This window comes from Neisseria dumasiana (genome assembly GCF_022870885.1).
Taxonomy (GTDB): Bacteria; Pseudomonadota; Gammaproteobacteria; order Burkholderiales; family Neisseriaceae; genus Neisseria; species Neisseria dumasiana.
Genome location: NZ_CP091509.1, coordinates 1,281,440 through 1,300,343, shown reverse-complemented (window position 1 = coordinate 1,300,343; position 18,904 = coordinate 1,281,440). Strand labels below are relative to the sequence as shown.

At 48.3% G+C, this 18,904-nt stretch carries 21 protein-coding genes; 9 read left to right on the top strand and 12 right to left on the bottom strand.

The window, feature by feature from the left end; translation table 11 throughout:
* Positions 1-7: 7 nt before the first annotated feature.
* The 5 genes from LVJ88_RS05905 to LVJ88_RS05885 all read right to left on the bottom strand — a co-directional run bounded on the left by LVJ88_RS05905 (position 8) and on the right by LVJ88_RS05885 (position 4,079).
* On the bottom strand, positions 8-697 hold the full coding sequence (locus LVJ88_RS05905) for a DUF6973 domain-containing protein (RefSeq protein WP_085356120.1): 690 nt from the start codon (positions 695-697) through the stop codon (positions 8-10).
* Between the two features lie 196 nt (positions 698-893).
* Positions 894-1,397 carry a Fe-S protein assembly co-chaperone HscB gene (hscB, locus tag LVJ88_RS05900; protein WP_085418430.1) on the bottom strand — a complete coding sequence of 168 codons (504 nt, stop codon included), beginning with the start codon at positions 1,395-1,397 and terminating at the stop codon, positions 894-896.
* 85 nt (positions 1,398-1,482) lie between these two features.
* Complete coding sequence (gene nudB, locus LVJ88_RS05895) at positions 1,483-1,929, bottom strand: dihydroneopterin triphosphate diphosphatase (RefSeq protein WP_085418416.1); 447 nt, start codon at positions 1,927-1,929, stop codon at positions 1,483-1,485.
* Positions 1,930-1,936: 7 nt separating this feature from the next.
* Positions 1,937-3,319 (bottom strand): mechanosensitive ion channel family protein, encoded by a 1,383-nt coding sequence (locus tag LVJ88_RS05890; protein ID WP_054600128.1) that lies wholly within the window; start codon positions 3,317-3,319, stop codon positions 1,937-1,939.
* A 214-nt stretch (positions 3,320-3,533) separates the two neighbouring features.
* The gene (locus tag LVJ88_RS05885) at positions 3,534-4,079 is read right to left on the bottom strand and encodes an RDD family protein (protein WP_054600104.1); all 546 of its coding nucleotides are present in this window, start codon (positions 4,077-4,079) and stop codon (positions 3,534-3,536) included.
* Between the two features lie 114 nt (positions 4,080-4,193).
* On the opposite strand from LVJ88_RS05885, the gene LVJ88_RS05880 reads away from it, so the two are divergent.
* Positions 4,194-4,964, top strand: a complete 771-nt coding sequence (locus tag LVJ88_RS05880) for a TatD family hydrolase (RefSeq protein WP_085418429.1) — start codon at positions 4,194-4,196, stop codon at positions 4,962-4,964.
* Between the two features lie 310 nt (positions 4,965-5,274).
* Positions 5,275-6,381, top strand: coding sequence for a phosphoserine transaminase (gene serC / locus LVJ88_RS05875; protein ID WP_085359108.1), 1,107 nt, complete (start codon positions 5,275-5,277; stop codon positions 6,379-6,381).
* Between the two features lie 96 nt (positions 6,382-6,477).
* Here serC and recX read toward each other — a convergent pair whose 3' ends face one another.
* The 5 genes from recX to LVJ88_RS05850 form a co-directional block, all read right to left on the bottom strand.
* The gene (recX, locus tag LVJ88_RS05870; protein ID WP_085356160.1) at positions 6,478-6,927 is read right to left on the bottom strand and encodes a recombination regulator RecX; all 450 of its coding nucleotides are present in this window, start codon (positions 6,925-6,927) and stop codon (positions 6,478-6,480) included.
* A gap of 72 nt (positions 6,928-6,999) precedes the next feature.
* Positions 7,000-7,713, bottom strand: coding sequence for a phosphoglycolate phosphatase (locus tag LVJ88_RS05865; RefSeq protein WP_085418415.1), 714 nt, complete (start codon positions 7,711-7,713; stop codon positions 7,000-7,002).
* Between the two features lie 437 nt (positions 7,714-8,150).
* Positions 8,151-8,561 (bottom strand): YidB family protein, encoded by a 411-nt coding sequence (locus tag LVJ88_RS05860; RefSeq protein WP_054600108.1) that lies wholly within the window; start codon positions 8,559-8,561, stop codon positions 8,151-8,153.
* 114 nt (positions 8,562-8,675) lie between these two features.
* Positions 8,676-9,146 (bottom strand): Holliday junction resolvase RuvX, encoded by a 471-nt coding sequence (gene ruvX / locus LVJ88_RS05855; RefSeq protein ID WP_085418414.1) that lies wholly within the window; start codon positions 9,144-9,146, stop codon positions 8,676-8,678.
* Positions 9,139-9,687, bottom strand: a complete 549-nt coding sequence (locus LVJ88_RS05850) for a YqgE/AlgH family protein (protein WP_054600110.1) — start codon at positions 9,685-9,687, stop codon at positions 9,139-9,141. The genes ruvX and LVJ88_RS05850 overlap by 8 nt, the downstream gene beginning before the upstream one ends.
* 266 nt (positions 9,688-9,953) lie before the next feature.
* Here LVJ88_RS05850 and ppx point away from each other — a divergent pair, with 266 nt between their 5' ends.
* Entirely contained in the window at positions 9,954-11,453 is a 1,500-nt protein-coding gene (gene ppx / locus LVJ88_RS05845) for an exopolyphosphatase (RefSeq protein ID WP_085418413.1), read from the top strand.
* An 83-nt stretch (positions 11,454-11,536) separates the two neighbouring features.
* The gene (gene pdxH, locus LVJ88_RS05840) at positions 11,537-12,169 is read left to right on the top strand and encodes a pyridoxamine 5'-phosphate oxidase (RefSeq protein ID WP_085418412.1); all 633 of its coding nucleotides are present in this window, start codon (positions 11,537-11,539) and stop codon (positions 12,167-12,169) included.
* A gap of 56 nt (positions 12,170-12,225) precedes the next feature.
* On the opposite strand, the gene LVJ88_RS05835 is transcribed toward pdxH, so the two are convergent.
* The gene (locus LVJ88_RS05835; RefSeq protein WP_085418411.1) at positions 12,226-13,278 is read right to left on the bottom strand and encodes a histone deacetylase family protein; all 1,053 of its coding nucleotides are present in this window, start codon (positions 13,276-13,278) and stop codon (positions 12,226-12,228) included.
* A 186-nt stretch (positions 13,279-13,464) separates the two neighbouring features.
* Between LVJ88_RS05835 and yajC the strand changes: the two genes are divergently transcribed.
* From yajC to rpiA, 5 genes are all read left to right on the top strand, one after another.
* Positions 13,465-13,758 (top strand): preprotein translocase subunit YajC, encoded by a 294-nt coding sequence (yajC, locus tag LVJ88_RS05830; RefSeq protein WP_054600114.1) that lies wholly within the window; start codon positions 13,465-13,467, stop codon positions 13,756-13,758.
* 68 nt (positions 13,759-13,826) lie between these two features.
* A complete protein-coding gene (gene secD / locus LVJ88_RS05825; protein WP_054600115.1) occupies positions 13,827-15,677 on the top strand; it encodes a protein translocase subunit SecD in 1,851 nt (616 codons plus the stop codon).
* 5 nt (positions 15,678-15,682) lie between these two features.
* Positions 15,683-16,621 (top strand): protein translocase subunit SecF, encoded by a 939-nt coding sequence (gene secF, locus LVJ88_RS05820; RefSeq protein ID WP_054600116.1) that lies wholly within the window; start codon positions 15,683-15,685, stop codon positions 16,619-16,621.
* Positions 16,622-17,008: 387 nt separating this feature from the next.
* Positions 17,009-17,488 carry a 2-C-methyl-D-erythritol 2,4-cyclodiphosphate synthase gene (gene ispF / locus LVJ88_RS05815; RefSeq protein WP_085418410.1) on the top strand — a complete coding sequence of 160 codons (480 nt, stop codon included), beginning with the start codon at positions 17,009-17,011 and terminating at the stop codon, positions 17,486-17,488.
* Positions 17,489-17,571: 83 nt separating this feature from the next.
* Entirely contained in the window at positions 17,572-18,237 is a 666-nt protein-coding gene (rpiA, locus tag LVJ88_RS05810) for a ribose-5-phosphate isomerase RpiA (protein ID WP_085418428.1), read from the top strand.
* A gap of 317 nt (positions 18,238-18,554) precedes the next feature.
* Here rpiA and LVJ88_RS05805 read toward each other — a convergent pair whose 3' ends face one another.
* Positions 18,555-18,812, bottom strand: coding sequence for a hypothetical protein (locus tag LVJ88_RS05805; RefSeq protein ID WP_085418409.1), 258 nt, complete (start codon positions 18,810-18,812; stop codon positions 18,555-18,557).
* Positions 18,813-18,904 lie beyond the last annotated feature (92 nt).

Sequence of the window (18,904 nt, the reverse complement as noted above, 5' to 3'; positions counted from 1 at the left end):
CTCCTGTTTATTTGAAAATATTGTTTTTAAAAGGGTTGGCTGCTTTATCTGCATCGTATTTTTCTTGTTCTTCATCTGTAAAACCATTGAGGTTCAATAAATTGATTTTACTTTGCGCAGATTGGAATTCAGCTTTGGAAAGCTTGCTTTGGCTGATCATCCAATAAGTGTAACCCTTTTCTTTAACCGGCTTGGCTGTCCACAAACCTTCTTTGTGGAAATGAGTCAATACGCTTTGAGCCAAAACTTTTATATTGGCTTCGGGGTTGGCGGCACCGATGGTTCTTCCTATGCGGTTGTTACGCAAGTCAACGGCTTGATCGGCAGCAAAACGGCTGAAATATTTGGTTTTTCTTTCGCGAATAGAAGCATCGTCTTCATTGGCATCCCCTACTTTTTTAGCAATGTCCGTGCCAAAACGCGATGCTACTGCCGCCTGCCACAAAGCATGACGGAATGCGTTCACCTGAGTGCCCCTGCCTTCACCGTTGGCTTTATTGTCCAAACCGGTTTTCTCTGCGAAACGGGTCGAATTACTGGTGATATTGATGGAATCTTCGCCTTTCAAACCGATAGCTTTGGCAGCAACCGGATGGCTCGCCGCAAAACGCAACAGTTTGTTACGGCGGCTTTCGTCCGTATGTATATGACAGGCACTGAGTAAAAGCGCAGCAAAAAGTAAAGTAATGTGTTTCATGGTTTCCACTTTATTTTAAATTTAACTTACCCATAACTAAATGAAGAATGGGTATACCGTTTATGTTTCTATCACTCCTCTTAAAATGATATATCCGCCAACCGATAAATAGCCAAATTGAAACTGTTTGCCTGAATATCGGCTGCATTTCGGCGGCTATGAAGCTTAATCACAACAACCATTTAAGGCATTGCCTTTAAGGCATTGCCGCCTGTATTTCCTGCAACATCTTATCTAAAAAACGCCCTTGCCTTACCTGAACGGCGGCCTCTTCATAAGCATGGTTGGCAAAATCTTGTTGCAGCTGCATGTAAAGCTGTTTTTGTTGCTCGATAATTTCTTCTTTGAGTTTGATAAGCACCTGTTCGTCGTGTTCTGCGCGTGCTTCTGCCAAAGTCTCACGCCATTCCATCTGCTGCATGAGAAATTCAGGGGCAAAAGCCGTATGCTCGGGTGCATCGGCATCTATTCCCAGCTCTTTGAGCAGATAAGCCGAGCGGTCGATGGGGTTTTTAAGCACCCGATAAGCTTCGTTCACCGTAGAAGCCATCATAACAGCCTGCTTCTGTTCAAATACCGAAGCTGCCGCAAATTTGTCGGGGTGAAATTGGGTAGCCAGGGTGTGGTAGGTTTGATCAAGAACACTTTCATCAATATCAAAAGCAACCGGCAGATTAAACAACGTAAAGTATTGGCTCATAATTTTATCTAATATAATCAGGCTACTTAACAGCAAAGCCTCCAGCTTGCTTTACATTCCTTTAAATTATCCTACAAATTCAAATTTAAAACAAATGCTTATGCAAATTTAAAATGGCTTCTTTATTTGAAGGGGAAAACACCTTTTCTGCAGCTTGATCCACCGGTACCCATTCGAATGCCAAATGCTCGGAACGGTTGAGTTTAATAGGCGTTTCGCGAGCTATCTTTGCCGAAAATACGTGTTCCGTATTGTGTGTTACCCCTTCAGGATACCGGTGGCGCCAGTGTTCATAAATCTCGTACACATTACTCTCATACCAATTTATAAGCTGGTCGCCTGAAAGATAAACCCCTGTTTCTTCTGCAACTTCTCGTAATGCTGCCGTTTCCGGCTCCTCATCCGGCTCTAAGCTGCCGGTAACAGACTGCCAAAAGTTTTTTCGGTCTGCGCGCTCTATTAACAATACATTATTGTTGCCGTCGTGCAACACTACAAGAATAGAAACCGGCCGTTTGAGAGATCGGGTCATAACTGCCTCAAATATGCTGTCGGGTAGTGTGTTCTGAAGCATTTTGGTTTTGCACACCTTTTTGTTCTGCTTCAATCGGCAAGTTTAAATTTTCCGGCAAAGGTTGGTCATTCAAAATACGAACTTCGCGCTGCGGGTAAGGAAATTCGATGCCTTCTTCGTTAAACCGTTTCCAAATTGAAAAAAATATGTTTGAAAACAATACCACAAAACCGTTTTCAGGGTCTTTCACCCAAAACCCTATCGACAAATCAATGCCGTTGTCGCCAAATCCGGTGATAACCGCTTTGGGCGGCGGTGAAGCATCAACGCGTTCTTGTTCTGCTGCAACTTCTTCTAAAATTTTTAAGGCTACGGCCAAATCCGTGTTATAGCCAACCTGAACGTTCAAACTTTGGCGTAGAGAAGCATTGGTATACGATTCGTTAATCACCGTTGATGTCACAAATGTTTCGTTCGGTATCAACGCTTCGGAACCGGAAGTATTGGAAAGCACAACAAAACGCGAGGTAATTTTGGTTACATAGCCGGTAAAGTTATCAACCGTTAAGCGGTCGCCGGGGCGGATAGACCTATCACCCAAGATGATAAAGCCCGAAATATAGTTACTGGCGACTTTCTGCAAACCGAAACCGATACCGACACCCAATGCACCGCCGAATACCGACAACACGGTTAAATCTATACCTACCAAAGGCAAGGCAATTAAAACAGATAACGCCACCATAACCGTTTTAACTACTTTAGATAAAACGATACGCAAATTCAGGTCAAGACGTTGGCTCGACATCAAGCGGTTGTCGATAAAACGGGCCAGCCATAAGGCCACGACCATCAATATCACAATCCACAAAATACCGGTAACAATAGTAAACAGATTGAGCCTTACCGAGCCTATCGGAAACTCGAGCGCTTTCATTCCGTTGATGATGATGTCGTCAATACCGGAAACCCACAGCACAAAAGCAAACCAAAGCACGGCAGAGAGAAAACGCTCCAGCCAATCTGTGAACTTACTCGAAGGTAAGGCTGCGTGAACCACCGCCAAGGCAAAGCGGATAAGAATCATCCAGCGCGAAGCCATCGCCAGCAGTTGCAGCCATACGGCGTTGTATCCGTTTAAATTCCAAATATACAAAGCCACGATTGCCGATATCAGCATCATAATCGGCCAGAGAATGCGCTGGGCAATATGGCGGGCGAAGCCCCAGCGGTTAGACTCTTGGACGGGGTGTTTCTTTATCCAATAGGCCGACAACCAGAATGTGAACGCCATAATGGCAGCCACGACTCCCAATTCCAACCAGCCTATCGGATTGTTGAAGCTGCGCTCCAATAACTGTGATGCAAACTCTTGGCGGGCAAACAAACCCGAAAAGAAATCGGCAATACCGGAACTTTCAATCAATTTGTTGCCGGTAGAAGAAAAATCAGACATGGTGTGTAAAAATATAATATGTTAGAAAATCGAAATGAATTATAACCTAAATTAATTCGGTCTTTTTAAGTTCGTGATTCAGACTGATCAGGCAGCACAAGCAAAGATCTCGATACATCAACTGCCGTTTGCAGGCAAACTATGCAGCGGCCGTCTGAAAAAACATTTATTCAGACGGCTTGTTTTGATTTGCTTTGAAGGATTGCTCGTTCAAATCAACCAATCTTGTTCCTGCAAGAAAATCGTATAAGAACTGCCGGTCGGGATTGAGAAAAGCGAAGCCCCACGGCAAAATCCACCAAATCAAAGCAACGCCAAAGGCCGGCTTGGGCGGGATACCGTTAAAATGGCGCACGGCCGCATAAACCAACATCGGAATAAACACGATAAACACGCATGCCCACATAAAACGCAAACGCAACTGAGGCAGCGGCGGCCTGCTGCCCGCCGCATTGGTCAAACCGATTTTCCATACCCTCATCGGCAGTGTTTGGCCTTTTTTATGCCAATTGGCTTTGAAATAGAGCCACCAAACTGCCAGCAGAATCAGCGTTGCCGCCAAGCTGGACAATATGTGCGAAACAGGGTTAAGCGCCATTGCGGCCATTCCGGCCACCAAAGCGGCACCCATGCTCACCGCTCCGACGAGCAAAGCCTCGTAAAGCAGTGCTGCAATACGGCGCTTGAAAGAAACAGTAGGAAAATGGTGCATAATGTATGCGCGTATCAAATGTAAACAACGCCGCATTATAACCAAAAGACCATGATCAAGCCTATCGCATTGCCTCCGGCCTGATCTCTTTGATTCTGAAAGACCGTTGATATGATTTCACTTACCGACAGCCATTGCCATCTTGCCGATGCCGCATTACGGCAACACTTATCCGACGTTATAGAAGAAGCGGACAACGCACAGGTGTGCCGTTTTATCGTTCCGGCGACACAACGCGGTGATTTTCACGACGTGCTGGCTTTGGAAAACAACCAAACCATACACATCGGATTAGGTATTCATCCTTGGTATGCGGAAACGGCTGAAGAAAAAGATTTCACAGAGCTTGAAACCCTGCTCATTGGTCATCCTCGAGCTTGGGTAGGTGAAATAGGTTTGGATTTTTACGATAAAAACCAAACCGAAGCGCAGAGGCACATACAAAAAAGCTGCTTTATCCGGCAACTTGAATTGGCACAAGCACTGCGCCGTCCGGTGATCGTACACAACCTCAAAGCAACTTCTGCCGTGATAGATGCCGTGAAACAAGCCCGGTTTTGCCAAGGCGGTATTGCGCACGCTTTCTCGGGGAGCTTGGAAGAAGCAAGAACATTAATTTCGGCAGGTTTCAAAATCGGAATCGGTTCCCTGCTGCTGAATCCTACCGCGAAAAAAGCCCGCGAAGCTGCCGCAACCTTGCCATTGGAAAACATTGTTTTGGAAACCGACAGCCCGTTTATGTTAAAAAACAAGGTGAATAAGCCCGTAAACGTACGCGAAATAGCGGAAATCACAGCCGGTTTGCGCGGCATCAGTATAGAAGAAGTGGCCTTTCAAACCGAAGCCAATATTGATGAGCTTCTCAGCAAAATAAGATATTCATGAATTGCCGAAATAATGAAAGCGTGTTTGACGGTTGGATCCAACATGAGCAAAACACAGCCATAGCCATTAAACTAGGGTTTATCACTAAAATAAATGAATATGGCAGTTAAAATTAATTTGAAATCACCTGAAATACATCATTTTTAAAAATATCCACTACAAGGCCGTCTGAAAAATATCTTCAAAAAAGTGGTTTTGTGCCTTGCGGAAAGCAAGTGGCGGGACTAGAATCCAGCGTTAACTTATGTATGTTTTTCAAACAACACCGCCCTGCAAACAGGGTTTGTTTCGATTAAAAGGCACAACCACCATGCTACCCACACCGATTTACAATTTTTCAGCCGGCCCTGCCATCTTGCCCGAATCCGTATTGCGCACCGCTCAAAGCGAAATGTTCGACTACAACGGAACGGGCTTTTCTGTTATGACCATGAGCCACCGCTCCGACGTATTTATGAGCATTCTCTATCACGCCGAGCAGGATTTGCGCCAGCTGATGGATATACCCGACAACTATAAGGTTCTGTTTTTGCAAGGCGGAGCAAGTTCGCAATTCAATATGGTGGTGATGAATTTCGCCAACGGTTTCAAACGGGTTGATTCTGTGGTAACCGGCAACTGGTCGGCGATTGCCCACTCTCAAATGGGTAAACTTTCCGATGCCGAAATCCACTTGGCTGCCGACGGCGGCAAACAGTTCAACTACACCAATCTGCCGCCCGTCAGCTCTTGGGATATCGATAAAAACTCCGCGTTTGTACATTTTGTGATCAACGAAACCGTACACGGCCTGCAATACCGCGAAGTGCCTAAACTGGAAGACGGCATGCCGCCTTTGATTTGCGATATGTCGAGCGAAATTCTTTCGCGAAAAATCAACGTAAGCGATTTCGGCGTGATTTATGCGGGCGCTCAGAAAAATATCGGCCCGTCGGGCGCAACCATCGTGATTATCCGCGAAGACCTGCTGGAACGCTGTTCCGACCGCATTCCTGATGTGTGGAACTACAAATCGCACATCGAAAAACAAGGTATGTACAACACGCCGGCCACTTATCCGATTTATATTTCCGGGCTGGTGTTCCGCTGGTTGCAATCGCAAGGCGGCGTGGCACAGATGGAAACCATCAACACATTGAAAGCCAAAACGCTTTACGAAGCCATCGACAACAGCGGCGGCTTCTATATCAACAATGTCCATCCCGGCGCACGCTCTAAAATGAACGTGATTTTCACCACCGGCGATAAAGATTTAGACGAACTCTTCGCCCAAGAATCCACCACCCGCGGCCTGCAACTGCTGCGCGGCTATAAATCGATGGGCGGTATGCGCGCCAGCATCTACAACGCCATGACCCTGCAAGGCGTGGAAGCGCTGATTGACTTTATGAAAGAGTTCCAACGCCGTTACGGTTAACGGAAATAAAAAACCTGTTTGCCCGCTTATGTTTCAAGCAGGGAAACAGGCATTAAAACCTTTGCATAACTCTATCTCGGGTTGGCAAAGGTTTTTTTATTCATCGTCATAACGGCAGTTTTTCAAGGCCGTCTGAATCGTATCCATATCAAAACCCCGATAAGCGAGGAAACGGATCTGCTTTTGTTTTTCTTTCATATCTGCGGCAGGTTGTTTGAATTTCTTCTTTAACACAGCCATTGCGGTATCCAACTCGCTTTCGCGCGAAGGCAGAAATTCACGCACGGTTTCTTCATCCACGCCTTTGGCTTGCAATGCTTGTTTCAAACGCAGTGTACCGTGTTGTCTGCTTTTGCTGTGGATATAGGCTTCTGCAAAGCGTTGGTCTGATTGCCAATGGCGATCGGCAAATTCGTCCAAAAGCTCGTCCAACTCGTCTTCATGCTCGGCATACGGCGCAAGCTTGCGCTTGAGTTCGGCGCGACTGATTTCTTGTCGCGCAAGTATATCTAAAGCTCGGGCGCGTAGGGATTTTTGCGGTTTCATCGGCATCGTGTTTCGTGGGAAACGGGAATATACGGATGAGGCCGTCTGAACAGTTTTCAGACGGCCTCAGTATTATGCTTCTTCTTGTTCTTTCTGCGGTTGCAGGTTTTCAAAAATTTCAGGCAGCGAGCCGATAATCCAGTCGGGCTTGGTGGCAGCTTCTTGCGACAGCATGGTCATATCGCCGTAGCCAAACGTAACGCCCACACTCAAGCAGCCCGCCGCTTTGGCGGCCAGAATATCATTCTGCGAATCGCCCACCATCATCATATTGGCCGGGTCAATGTTGAGCACTTCGGCGGCATGCAGCAAAGGCATGGGGCTGGGTTTTTTCTCGGGCAAGCTGTCGCCGCCTAAGATCAGGCTGAAATAATCAGCAAGACCGAGCTGTTTCAGCAACTCTGCCGCCAGAATTTCGTTTTTATTGGTAATAACCACTAACGGAATACCTAAAGTTTTGAGCAAACCCAGTCCGGCCTCGGTTTCCGGATACGCGCGGGTATGGTCGCTTAAATGGTCGCGGTAATAGCGGATGTAAAAAGTAAACGCTTTTTCCCATTCTTCCTGCTCCGCCATGCCGTCGCGGCTATCTGTCAGTACCCGGTGAACAAGGTTTGCCAAGCCGTCGCCTACATAGCTTTCTACTACGTCAACGGGTAAGGGCTGCAGGCCCATATGCTCGCGGGTAGCATTGGCGGCTGCGGCCAAATCCGGCACGGAATCGCAAAGCGTGCCGTCCAAATCAAAAGCAATGGCTTGAACGTGTTCGATAGCAGGTGTGGTCATCGTATTTTCATCATCAGAAAAAAGAAAGCGTTTATTGTATAGCAAAGCAACCGGAATATTCTAGCGTGTGCCATGATTTAAGCTGTGCTATTAGAAAACTGGAAAACCAGTTATATAGGCCGTCTGAACACGCTTTTTGTGTATCGTCAATCAACTTAAATTTTGCCGCGACGTTGCTGCACCTTTACTCCATGCGGCTTGCTGCCTTACATCAAAATTAAGCTGATTGACTGTAACCAACCGTTTAAACGAAGCAAGTGTGATCAGCCGTTTCGGAAAATTGAATAACTATCCATTAAACTACTAATAAAAAACACTTGGTTATCGACACCAAGTGTTTTTTAATGAAATCCGCCCAATCATCCGAGCCGATCCGGATTTTTACAATTTTAAATTTAAAGTTCATTGCCGGCCGACAATCAGCTTTATCATTGGAATTATTTAATCAAATTTTTCAACACCAAAGCAGCCAAATCATCCAAACCAAAGCCGTCGGCATCTTGGGCAGAACCGTTGGGCGTGGCACTGTCAACCAAATTCGGCAAATATTGCGCCAACAAATCGCTGGCTTGGCTGCCGTTCATGCCGAATTTCGAAGCAATTTGCTCAATCAGCCCGCTGCCTAAAGCAGATTGCAGGTCGTTGCCTGATACGCTTTCATTGCTTCCGTTGGAAATCCAGCTTTCCAATGCGCTGCCCAAACCGCCCTGCTGCAACTGGTTAATCAGGTTGCCGACGCCGCCGCTTTGACGCACCAAATCCAAAGCCATTTGAACGGCGGTATTTTGCTGGTTGCTGCCGCCGATGGCCGATGCGGCCGCATTAATCAATGAATCCATTAAAGCCATGATGTGTTCTTTCTTGTGTTGGAATAAAAAATAAGTGTAGCAAATTATGGGCCAAGAAGATGTTGCTTTATTCGATTTCACACAAGCCGTCTGAAAAATAACATAAACCCGTTTTCAGACGGCCTCTGTGCCTTCTTCCTGCCCATTAAAGTATTCCACCGCCCCACCTTCGAAAAAGCCCTGCAAAATGGCTTGCGCCGCCACTTGGTCAAGCACTTGTTTCTGTTTTCTGCCGAACACCTGCGCTTCGGCCAACAGGCTTTCGGCATAGAGCGACGACATGCGCTCGTCCACCCAATAAACAGGCAAATTGAAGCGCCCGTGCAATCTGCGGCCGAATTTACGGCTCAGGCGGGTAAGCTCGTGTTCGGTGCCGTCGGTATAAACAGGCAGCCCGACCACCAAATGCTTGGGCTGCCATTCTTTAATCAGCTTGGCAATGGCAGCGAACTTGGCATCATTGCTTTCCCCCGTAACCGTGCTGATCGGGTGCGCAGTACCGACTTCGGCATCTCCCTCTGCCACACCGATGCGCGTTTCGCCGAAATCAAACGCCAGCGTTGTGCCGTTCGGCGCTTTAAGCATGACCGGCACCGTTCATGATCAAATTAGGATTAATGCCTACTTTGGCGAATGCGGCTTCATAGCGTTCGGCATACGGCAGGTCAAACAGAATACGGGTATCTGCCGGAACGGTCAGCCATGCGTTTTCCGCCAGTTCTTGCTCCAGTTGGCCTGCTTCCCAGCTGGCATAGCCTATGCTTACCACAGCTTTGTCCACAGCATCGGGCTGTGCAAGGTTTTCGATGATGTCGCGGGAAGTAGTGAGGGCAACCTGATTATTCACAATCAGGCTGTTTTGCCAATTGCCTACCGGAGTGTGCACCACATAGCCGCGGTCGATTTGCACCGGCCCGCCCATCATTACCCATTCGTTTTGAAAACGCTCGGGAATATTGGTATCGGCGGCGGCAAAAATCAGATCCATCGTTACCGGAGAAGGTTTGTTGATGACAATGCCCATTGCGCCTTCTTCGTTATGCTGGCACAAATACACAACGCTGCCTTCAAAAAACGGATCGTCCATTGACGGCATGGCTACCAGAAAATGGTCTGAGAGATTCATGTTATCGCTCGTTGAAGTAAGTGAATGGAAACAAAAATGGGGTTCATGTGCTTTTTTACAAGGCACTACATCTGCAAAATAAGCGCCGCAGTCAATCGTCTTAACTTTCACTACTACGGCGTTTTAAAAGCAAAACCAAGCAAATCAAACCATGCACTTATAATTTAATTAATAAGTTACAAATACTTATTTGATACACAGATGACAGCCCAAGTTGCACACGGTAACATTTGCACTTCTTAATCTTTCTACCCTTTTCTTCCGATATGACCACCCCCAATGTACTCGCCTCGGTGGACTTAGGCTCCAACAGCTTCCGCCTGCAAATCTGCGAAATCAACAACGGCCAGCTCAAAGTAATTGATTCATTGAAACAAATGGTTCGCTTTGCCGCAGGCTTAGACAGCCAGAAAAATCTCGACCAAGCTTCTCAGGAACGCGCTTTGGAATGCTTGGCAAAATTCGGCGAGCGTTTAAAAGGTTTCGAACCGGAACAGGTGCGTGCCGTGGCAACCAACACTTTCCGCGTGGCCAAAAACATTGATGCCTTTATTCCCAAAGCAGAGGCCGCATTGGGCTTTCCCATCGAAGTGATTGCCGGACGTGAAGAAGCCCGCTTGATTTACACCGGCGTGGTACACACCTTACCGCCCAACGGCGACAAAATGCTGGTAATCGATATCGGCGGCGGTTCGACAGAATTTGTAATCGGCTCCGATTTGCAACCCACGCTTACCGAAAGTTTGGCCTTGGGCTGCGTCACTTACAGCATACGTTTTTTCCAAAACAAAATCAGCCACAAAGACTTTCAGGCGGCCATTACCGCCGCCCGCAACGAAATCCAACGTATCAGCAAGTTGATGAAACGCACCGGCTGGGATTTTGCCGTCGGCACATCCGGTTCCGCCAAGTCTATCCGCGATGTTATTGCGGCCGAAAACCCTCAAGAAGCCGATATTACCTACGCGGGCATGAAAAAGCTGGCTGATAGAATCGTGAGCGCGGGCAGTGTGAAAAAAGCACGCTTCGAGGGCATGAAGCCCGAGCGCGTAGAAGTTTTTGCCGGCGGACTCGCCGTTATGATGGCAGCTTTTGAAGAACTCGGTATCGAAAAAATGACCGTAACCGAAGCAGCTTTGCGCGACGGTGTGTTTTACGATTTGATCGGCCGCCAGTTAAACGAAGACATGCGCGATCAAACCACGGCCGAGTTCCAAAAACGCTACCATGTCAGCAAAAACCAAGCTTCGCGCGTTGCTGCGGCGGCACAGAAAATCATGGAAAGCATCTGCCACACCCAAAACACCCCCGTACAGGAATTGGCATATTGGAAACAATACATCAACTGGGCGGGCATGCTTCACGAAATCGGCATAGATATTGCCCATACCGGCTACCACAAACATTCTGCCTACATTCTCGAAAATGCCGATATGCCCGGTTTTTCGCGCAAAGAACAGAATATTTTGTCGCTGCTGGTGCTCGGCCACCGCGGCGACGTGCGTAAGATGATTCCTTTGGTGGAAGACAAAATGATGTGGTTTGCCATTTTATCGCTGCGCTTAGGCGCATTGTTCTGCCGCAACCGGCTGCCGCTCGAACTGCCGCTGCACACCCAATTGCGCAGCAACGATAACGGCAAAGGCTTCATCCTGCGCATCAACAAACAATGGCTCGACGAACATCCCCTGATTGCCGGCGCGTTGGACTACGAAAGCGAGCAATGGGAAAAAGTCGATATGCCGTTTATCGTGCAACCGCAATAAACAAAGATACAGGCCGTCTGAATTTTTTTCAGACGGCCTCATCTAATCTTTATCCGTAAACCATATTTTAAGCAGACCAAAAGATGGACTTACACCATATCCGTGAAGATTACAGCAAACAAGAGCTTTCCGAAACCGATTGCGATGCCAGCCCTCTTGCACAATTTGAACGCTGGCTGAACGAAGCCATAAAAGCCGAAGCCAACGAACCCACCGCCATGAATATCGCCACCGTCGGTTCAGACGGCAGGCCGCAGAGCAGACAGGTGCTGTTAAAAGAAGTGAACGCCGAAGGTTTTGTATTTTTTACCAATTACCGCAGCAGAAAAGGAAGGGCACTCGAAGCCAACCCTTTTGCCGCACTCACTTTCTTTTGGCCCGAACTGGAACGCCAAGTGCGCATTGAAGGCCGGGTCGAGCAATTGGATGCCGCCGCATCCGACGAATATTTTGAAAGCAGACCCTACACCAGCCGCATCGGCGCATGGGCAAGCGAACAAAGCCAAGTGATTTCAGGCAAATCGATTTTGGTTGCACGCGCGGCAGCCGTTGGCGTAAAACACCCGCTGCATGTGCCGAGACCCCCGCATTGGGGAGGTTATGTGGTGATTCCCGACCGTGTCGAATTTTGGCAAGGCCGCCCCAGTCGTCTGCACGACCGCATCCAATACCGGCTGGAAAACGGAACATGGCTGAAAGAAAGATTGTCGCCCTAACCCATAAGGCCGTCTGAAAAACCCTGCAATCCGCCACCTGCGCAGATTGCAGGGTTTTACCTTTGCAACCCTGTTTCCATCTTCAAAAACTTATCATAAATCACAGCGCATTCCGGTTTGCCGAGACCGGCCAAAACATACACATGCGCGGCGGATGATTTTGCCAAACTCTCCAAAGTATAGCCGCCTTCCAAAACAGAAACGATTTTACCTTTGCAGCTTGAGGCCGTCTGAATAATCTTGTGCGTTAACCAAGCATAATCGGCCTCATGAAGATTCAGACGGCCTGTTTCGTCTGATTTGTGTCCGTCAAATCCGGCTGAGAGTAAAACCAGCTCGGGCTTGAAAGCCGACAGCTTGGGCAACCATTGTTCGCGCACGGCTTCTCTAAAATCACGGCTGCCGCTGTTTGGCGCAAAGGCAAGGTTAACGGCGTAAACCGAAGCTTTTTCCGTATCCTGCTGTTGGGGAAACGGAAACAAATCCTGCTCATAGCTATTGAGAAAAAGAACGCGGGGGTCGTCTTTAAAAATTTCTGCCGTTCCGTCGCCGTGATGAACGTCGAAATCAATAACCGCCACCCTTTGCACCCGAAAACGCGCAATCGCATGCATCACGCCTACGGCAACATTGTTGATCAGGCAAAACCCCCCTGCCTGATCGCTTTTGGCATGATGCCCCGGCGGGCGGATGGCACAAAAAGCATGGTAAGCATCCCCCTTCATCACCATTTCCACCGCCGAAACCACCGCACCGGCCGCATAACGTGCCGCAGCCAGCGATTCACTGCCCATCACCGTATCATCATCAATGCGGTAGATTTTGCCCGGTTGCGGCTGTACCGATTCCAAAAAACGCAGATATTTGCGCGGATGCACCAAAGCCAGCTGGCTGTCGGATACCTCACACGCATCAGCATGCCGGAACACATCCCAAAACCCCTGCTTTTTTACTTCTGCTTCAATCGCTTTAATCCGATCCGCTGATTCAGGATGCCCCTTTCCGCACCCGTAACGTAAAAACACAGGATGGCTTATCCAAGCCGCTCTTGCCTGCCGCCCGAGCAGGCGGCGTAACTGCAAACGCATATAGCGCACTACTTTGTTCATTGCCGTTTTCTGTGCCCATCTTCAGATTTGCACACCCCGAAAGCCGCTATATTTAAACGGCTTATGCTAAATATGGTTAACCGATACGGAAATTTCTTGGAAAAATCCGCCCTGCCCTTTAGAATAGCTTATTTCAGACGGCAATCCAAATCATTTGCCGCCCCATCAAAAAAGGAATGGAAAACTATGATCGATTTCGCTTATGCCGCCGATGCCGCACAACCCAGCGTTTTAATGCAGTTTGCACCGTTGATTCTGATTATCGTGGTGTTTTACTTCTTAATCATGCGCCCGCAGCAAAAGAAATTTAAGGCCCATCAAGCCATGATTGCAGAATTGAAAGTGGGTGATAAAGTGTTGTTGGCCTCCGGCTTCAAAGGCACGGTAAAAAGAGTGGGCGAGCAGTTTTTCACTGTTGAAATCGCCCGCGGCGTAGAAGTAGAAGTAGAACGCAACGCCGTTGCCAGCAAAGTAGCCTAATTTATTCAGCCCCAAGAGCCGCCGCATCCTGCTGCGGCTGTTTGTATTTATAAAATAAAGGTTTAATCATGAACCGTTATCCGCTTTGGAAATACCTGCTGATTGCCTTCACCATTATTTTGGGCATTGTTTACACCTTGCCCAATCTGTTTGGCGAAACGCCCGCAGTGCAAATCTCAACCAACCGCCAGTCTATCGTTATCAACGAGCAAACCGAAGCACGCGTAGCCTCCGCCCTTCAGACGGCCAACATTGCTACCGACGGAATGTTTATTGCGGGAAACTCACTGAAAGTACGTTTTAAAGACACCGAAACCCAGCTCAAAGCACGCGATGTGATTGAAAAAACATTGGGCGACGGTTATATCACCGCACTCAACCTGTTGGCCGACAGCCCCGAATGGATGTCTAAAATCAATGCCAATCCCATGTTTTTGGGCTTGGATTTGCGCGGCGGTGTGCATTTCACCATGCAGGTGGATATGAAAGCCGCCATGCAAAAAACCTTTGACCGCTACGCCGGCGACATCCGCCGCGAACTGCGCCGTCAAAAAATCCGCACCGGCACCATCCGCCAAGTTGAAAACAGCCTGACCGTACCGTTTCAAGATGCTTCAGATCTGCAAAAAGCACTCGCCCAACTGCAAAGCTTTTTTCCTGAAGCCACGCTGACTCCCCAAGGTAACGAACTGGTACTTACCCTTTCAGAAGAAGCAGTAAACAAAGTACGCACCGACGCACTCAAGCAAAATATCGCCACTTTGCACAACCGCGTAAACGAACTGGGTGTGGCCGAGCCTGTTATCCAACAGGCAGGTGCCGAGCGCATCGTAGTACAGCTGCCCGGCGTTCAGGATACCGCCAAAGCCAAAGACATTATCGGCCGTACCGCTACTTTGGAAGTACGTATGGTTTCCGATGATCCGGCGCAAGTTCAGGCGGCCTTATCGGGCAACGTGCCGAGCGGCTACGAATTGCTTTACACCGCCGGCGAACACCCCCAGCCTACTCTTGTGAACAAACAGGTAGAGCTTACGGGTGACAACATCAACGATGCCCAACCCGGCTTCGACGATAAAGGCGCACCTGCCGTCAACATCAATTTGGACAGCGCAGGCGGCAGCATTTTTGCAGATTTAACCGCGCAAAACGTAAACAAACGCATGGCAATGGTTTTGATTGACCAAGGCAAAGCCGAAGTGGTTACCGCGCCCGTTATCCGCTCCGCCATTACGGGAGGCCGCGTACAGATTTCCGGCAGCATGTCGACGGCCGAAGCCAACGACACCTCTCTTCTGCTGCGCGCCGGCTCTTTGGCCGCACCTATGGAAATCGTAGAAGAACGCACCATCGGCCCCTCTTTGGGTAAAGAAAACATTGAAAAAGGCTTTAATTCGACCTTGTGGGGTTTTGCAGCCGTTGCAGTGTTTATGATTCTCTACTACCGCTTGTTCGGTGTGTTCTCCGTTATCGCACTTTCCAGCAATATTTTGTTCCTGATTGCCATTTTATCGGCTCTCCAAGCCACTTTAACCCTACCGGGCATTGCAGCCTTGGCCTTAACCCTCGGTATGGCGATCGACTCCAACGTATTGATTAACGAACGTATCCGTGAGGAGCTGCGTGCAGGCGTGCCGCCCCAACAGGCCATCAATTTAGGCTACCAACACGCTTGGGCAACGATTGTCGATTCCAATATCACTTCGTTAATTGCCGGTATCGCCCTGCTGATTTTCGGCTCGGGGCCTGTTCGCGGCTTTGCCGTGGTGCACTGCTTGGGCATTCTTACGTCGATGTATTCCTCGGTTGTCGTATCCCGTGCGATGGTTAACCTTTGGTATGGCGGCCGCCGCAAACTGCAACACATTTCCATCGGTTCCGTATGGAAACCCAATACTGAAACGGCCGCTAAGGAGTAAACAATATGGAATTATTTAAAATCAAACGCGATATTCCGTTTATGAGTTACGGCAAGCTGACGACTTTTATCTCGTTGGTTACCTTTATTGCTGCCGTATTTTTTCTTGTTACCAAAGGTTTGAATTTTTCAGTGGAATTTACCGGCGGTACGGTAATGGAAGTTCAATACCAGCAAGGTGCCGATGTCAACAAGGTTCGCCAACGCCTTGATACGCTCAAGCTCGGCGACATTCAAGTGCAGGCACTCGGCACCAACAAACACATTATGATCCGCCTGCCCAACAAAGAAGGCGTGCCTTCGGCACAGCTCTCCAACAATGTAATGGATTTATTGAAACAGGATAGCTCGGATACGATTACGCTGCGCCAAGTCGAATTTATCGGCCCGCAAGTGGGCGAAGAGTTGGTCAATAACGGCCTGCTGGCATTGGGTATGGTGATTGTCGGCATCATTATTTACCTCTCCGTGCGTTTCGAATGGCGCTTTGCGGTAGCGGCGATTATTGCCAATATGCACGACGTTATCATTATTTTGGGATTTTTCTCCCTGTTCCAATGGGAGTTTTCCCTCACCGTGCTTGCCGGTATTCTGGCCGTATTGGGCTACTCGGTGAACGAATCGGTTGTGGTATTCGACCGTATCCGCGAAAACTTCCGCAAGCCTCACATGCGCAATAAAACCGTTCCGCAAATCATCGACAATGCGATTACCGCAACCATGAGCCGCACCGCTATTACGCACGGTTCTACCGAAGCCATGGTGCTTTCCATGTTGATTTTCGGCGGCGCAGCTTTGCACGGCTTCTCTTTGGCTTTAACCATCGGTATCGTATTCGGCATTTATTCTTCGGTATTGGTGGCCAGCCCGTTGCTGCTGATGTTCGGCCTTAACCGTGACAATTTAGCCAAACAACAAAAACAAAAAGAAGAAGTGGTGGTGTGATTTGGCACCGCTCAAAAACCAAACAGGCCGTCTGAAAATAAATTGATCGCCGCAAATGCGGCAGTTTAATCAAGCGGCTTGCAAAGACCGACTCCCACTCAACAATAGGAGTCGGTCTTTTTTTATTGCAAACGTTCCGATACTTTAAAAACCCGCTTTGAGTGTATGGTTAAGCATATTCAGACGGCCTCAAACCTTTTTGTGTACAATACCGACCTGACCGCAGCAGAGCAAAGCGGAAAACACCACATAACTAACCGGCAAACTCCCATTTATCCCTGTTCAGACGGCCTCGCGACAGATTGAATTAACAGCCTGCCGGAAGGCCGTCTGAAAGCGAACCTAAACGCTTTGCCAAAATCATTATTCCGTTTTTGAAGGACCATTATGAATATCCGTGTAGGACAAGGTTATGACGTTCACCAACTCGTTGAAGGCCGCCCGCTGATTCTCGGCGGCGTGACCATTCCCTTCCACAAAGGTCTGCTCGGCCATTCCGACGCCGACGCCCTGCTACACGCCCTAACCGATGCCCTGTTGGGCGCGGCAGGTTTGGGCGATATCGGCAGCCATTTTCCCGACACCGCCGCCGAATTCAAAGATGCCGACAGCCGCGTACTGCTGCGCGAAGCCTATAAAAGCGTACAGGCAGCAGGTTGGCGCGTGGTGAATGTCGATACCACCATCATCGCCCAGCAGCCCAAACTCGCCCCCCACATCCCCGCCATGCGCGACAATATCGCCGCCGATTTGGGATTGCCCGAACAAGCCGTCAACATCAAAGGCAAAACCAACGAAAAACTGGGCTATCTGGGCAGACAAGAAGGCATCGAAGCCCAAGCCGCCGTGCTGTTGCAGGCCGTCTGAATACTGCATATCCCGCAGAAAGCTGTTACTATACCCCCGTTTGCAATTTGTTTATTCCCGTTTATTTTATGGAGAGAGAAAACATGGCATCACAAGACGATTTGAAACGCATCGCGGCAGAAAAAGCCGTTGAATTCGTGCCCGAAAACGAATATATCGGCATCGGCACCGGCTCTACCGTTAACCTGTTTATCGAAGCCCTGGGTAACAGCGGCAAAAAAATCAAAGGCGCGGTTTCTACCTCTAAAGCCACTTCCGAACTGTTGGTGCGCTACGGAATCCCCGAAGTGCAAATGAACGAAGTTTCGCATCTTACCGTGTATATCGACGGTGCCGACGAAATCAACCACTCGCTCCAAATGATCAAAGGCGGCGGCGGCGCGCACTTAAACGAAAAAATCGTGGCCAGCATTGCCGACAAATTCGTGTGCATCGCCGACGAAAGCAAATACGTTTCGCGCTTGGGCAAATTCCCGCTGCCAGTAGAAGTGATTCCGATGGCCCGCTCCATGGTTTCGCGCAAACTGGTGGCTTTGGGCGGCCAACCCGAACTGCGTATGGGCTTCATCACGTTTAACGGCCACCAAATCGTTGACGTACACGGCTTGAACATCAATCTGCCGGTGACTATGGAAGACGAAATCAACAAAATTCCCGGCGTGGTGGAAAACGGCTTGTTCGGCCACAACGCCGCCGATGTTTTGGTACTCGGCACCCAAGACGGCGTGAAAGTGATTACACCGAACTAATATCCGTTGCCGATTCGGCTTTATCGTATGAAGGCTAAAGGCCGACTGAAAATGTTTTTCAGTCGGCCTTTAGTTAGTATGTAAGTATGTAATGAAACTTTGCTTGTCTTCGACTCACGCTAAATTGCTAGGAAACTGGCCAATACTTTTACGAAAGCCGTGCTTGCCATACCAGCGTGATAACGATAACTGGCACAGTATTGGAATTAATTAATTGGAATGTTAATGGCACTTACGCAAGATAAGTTCTCCAAAAATTTAATTACCTTTGTAGAAGTGTCTTAATCGTTTGATGTGGAAGTAGAGAAAAGGTTTTGTTAGCAAATTTCAGAAAGGTTTGATAATTCTTGTTTGCCCTTATCAGTCAAAGATAAATAGCCATTTTCATCTTCATGGATAAATCCTTCCTTTATTAACACTTTAAAACCATGAGATGCACCTCCCATTTCATCTTTGCTTGGAGTAAGAGGTTTATAATATTCGAAAACAAGAATATCACGAGTAACATTAATTTTAGGAGTACTATTATTTGCTTGGCTAATGAATTTCAATGCAAAACACTTTGGATCCAGCATGATGTTTCCTTTCATTTATTAACTATTAACATGAAAAACAGGAACTATCTCAAGTTCCTTGCCAACTTAGCTGCCATCCTGCCCCACATGAT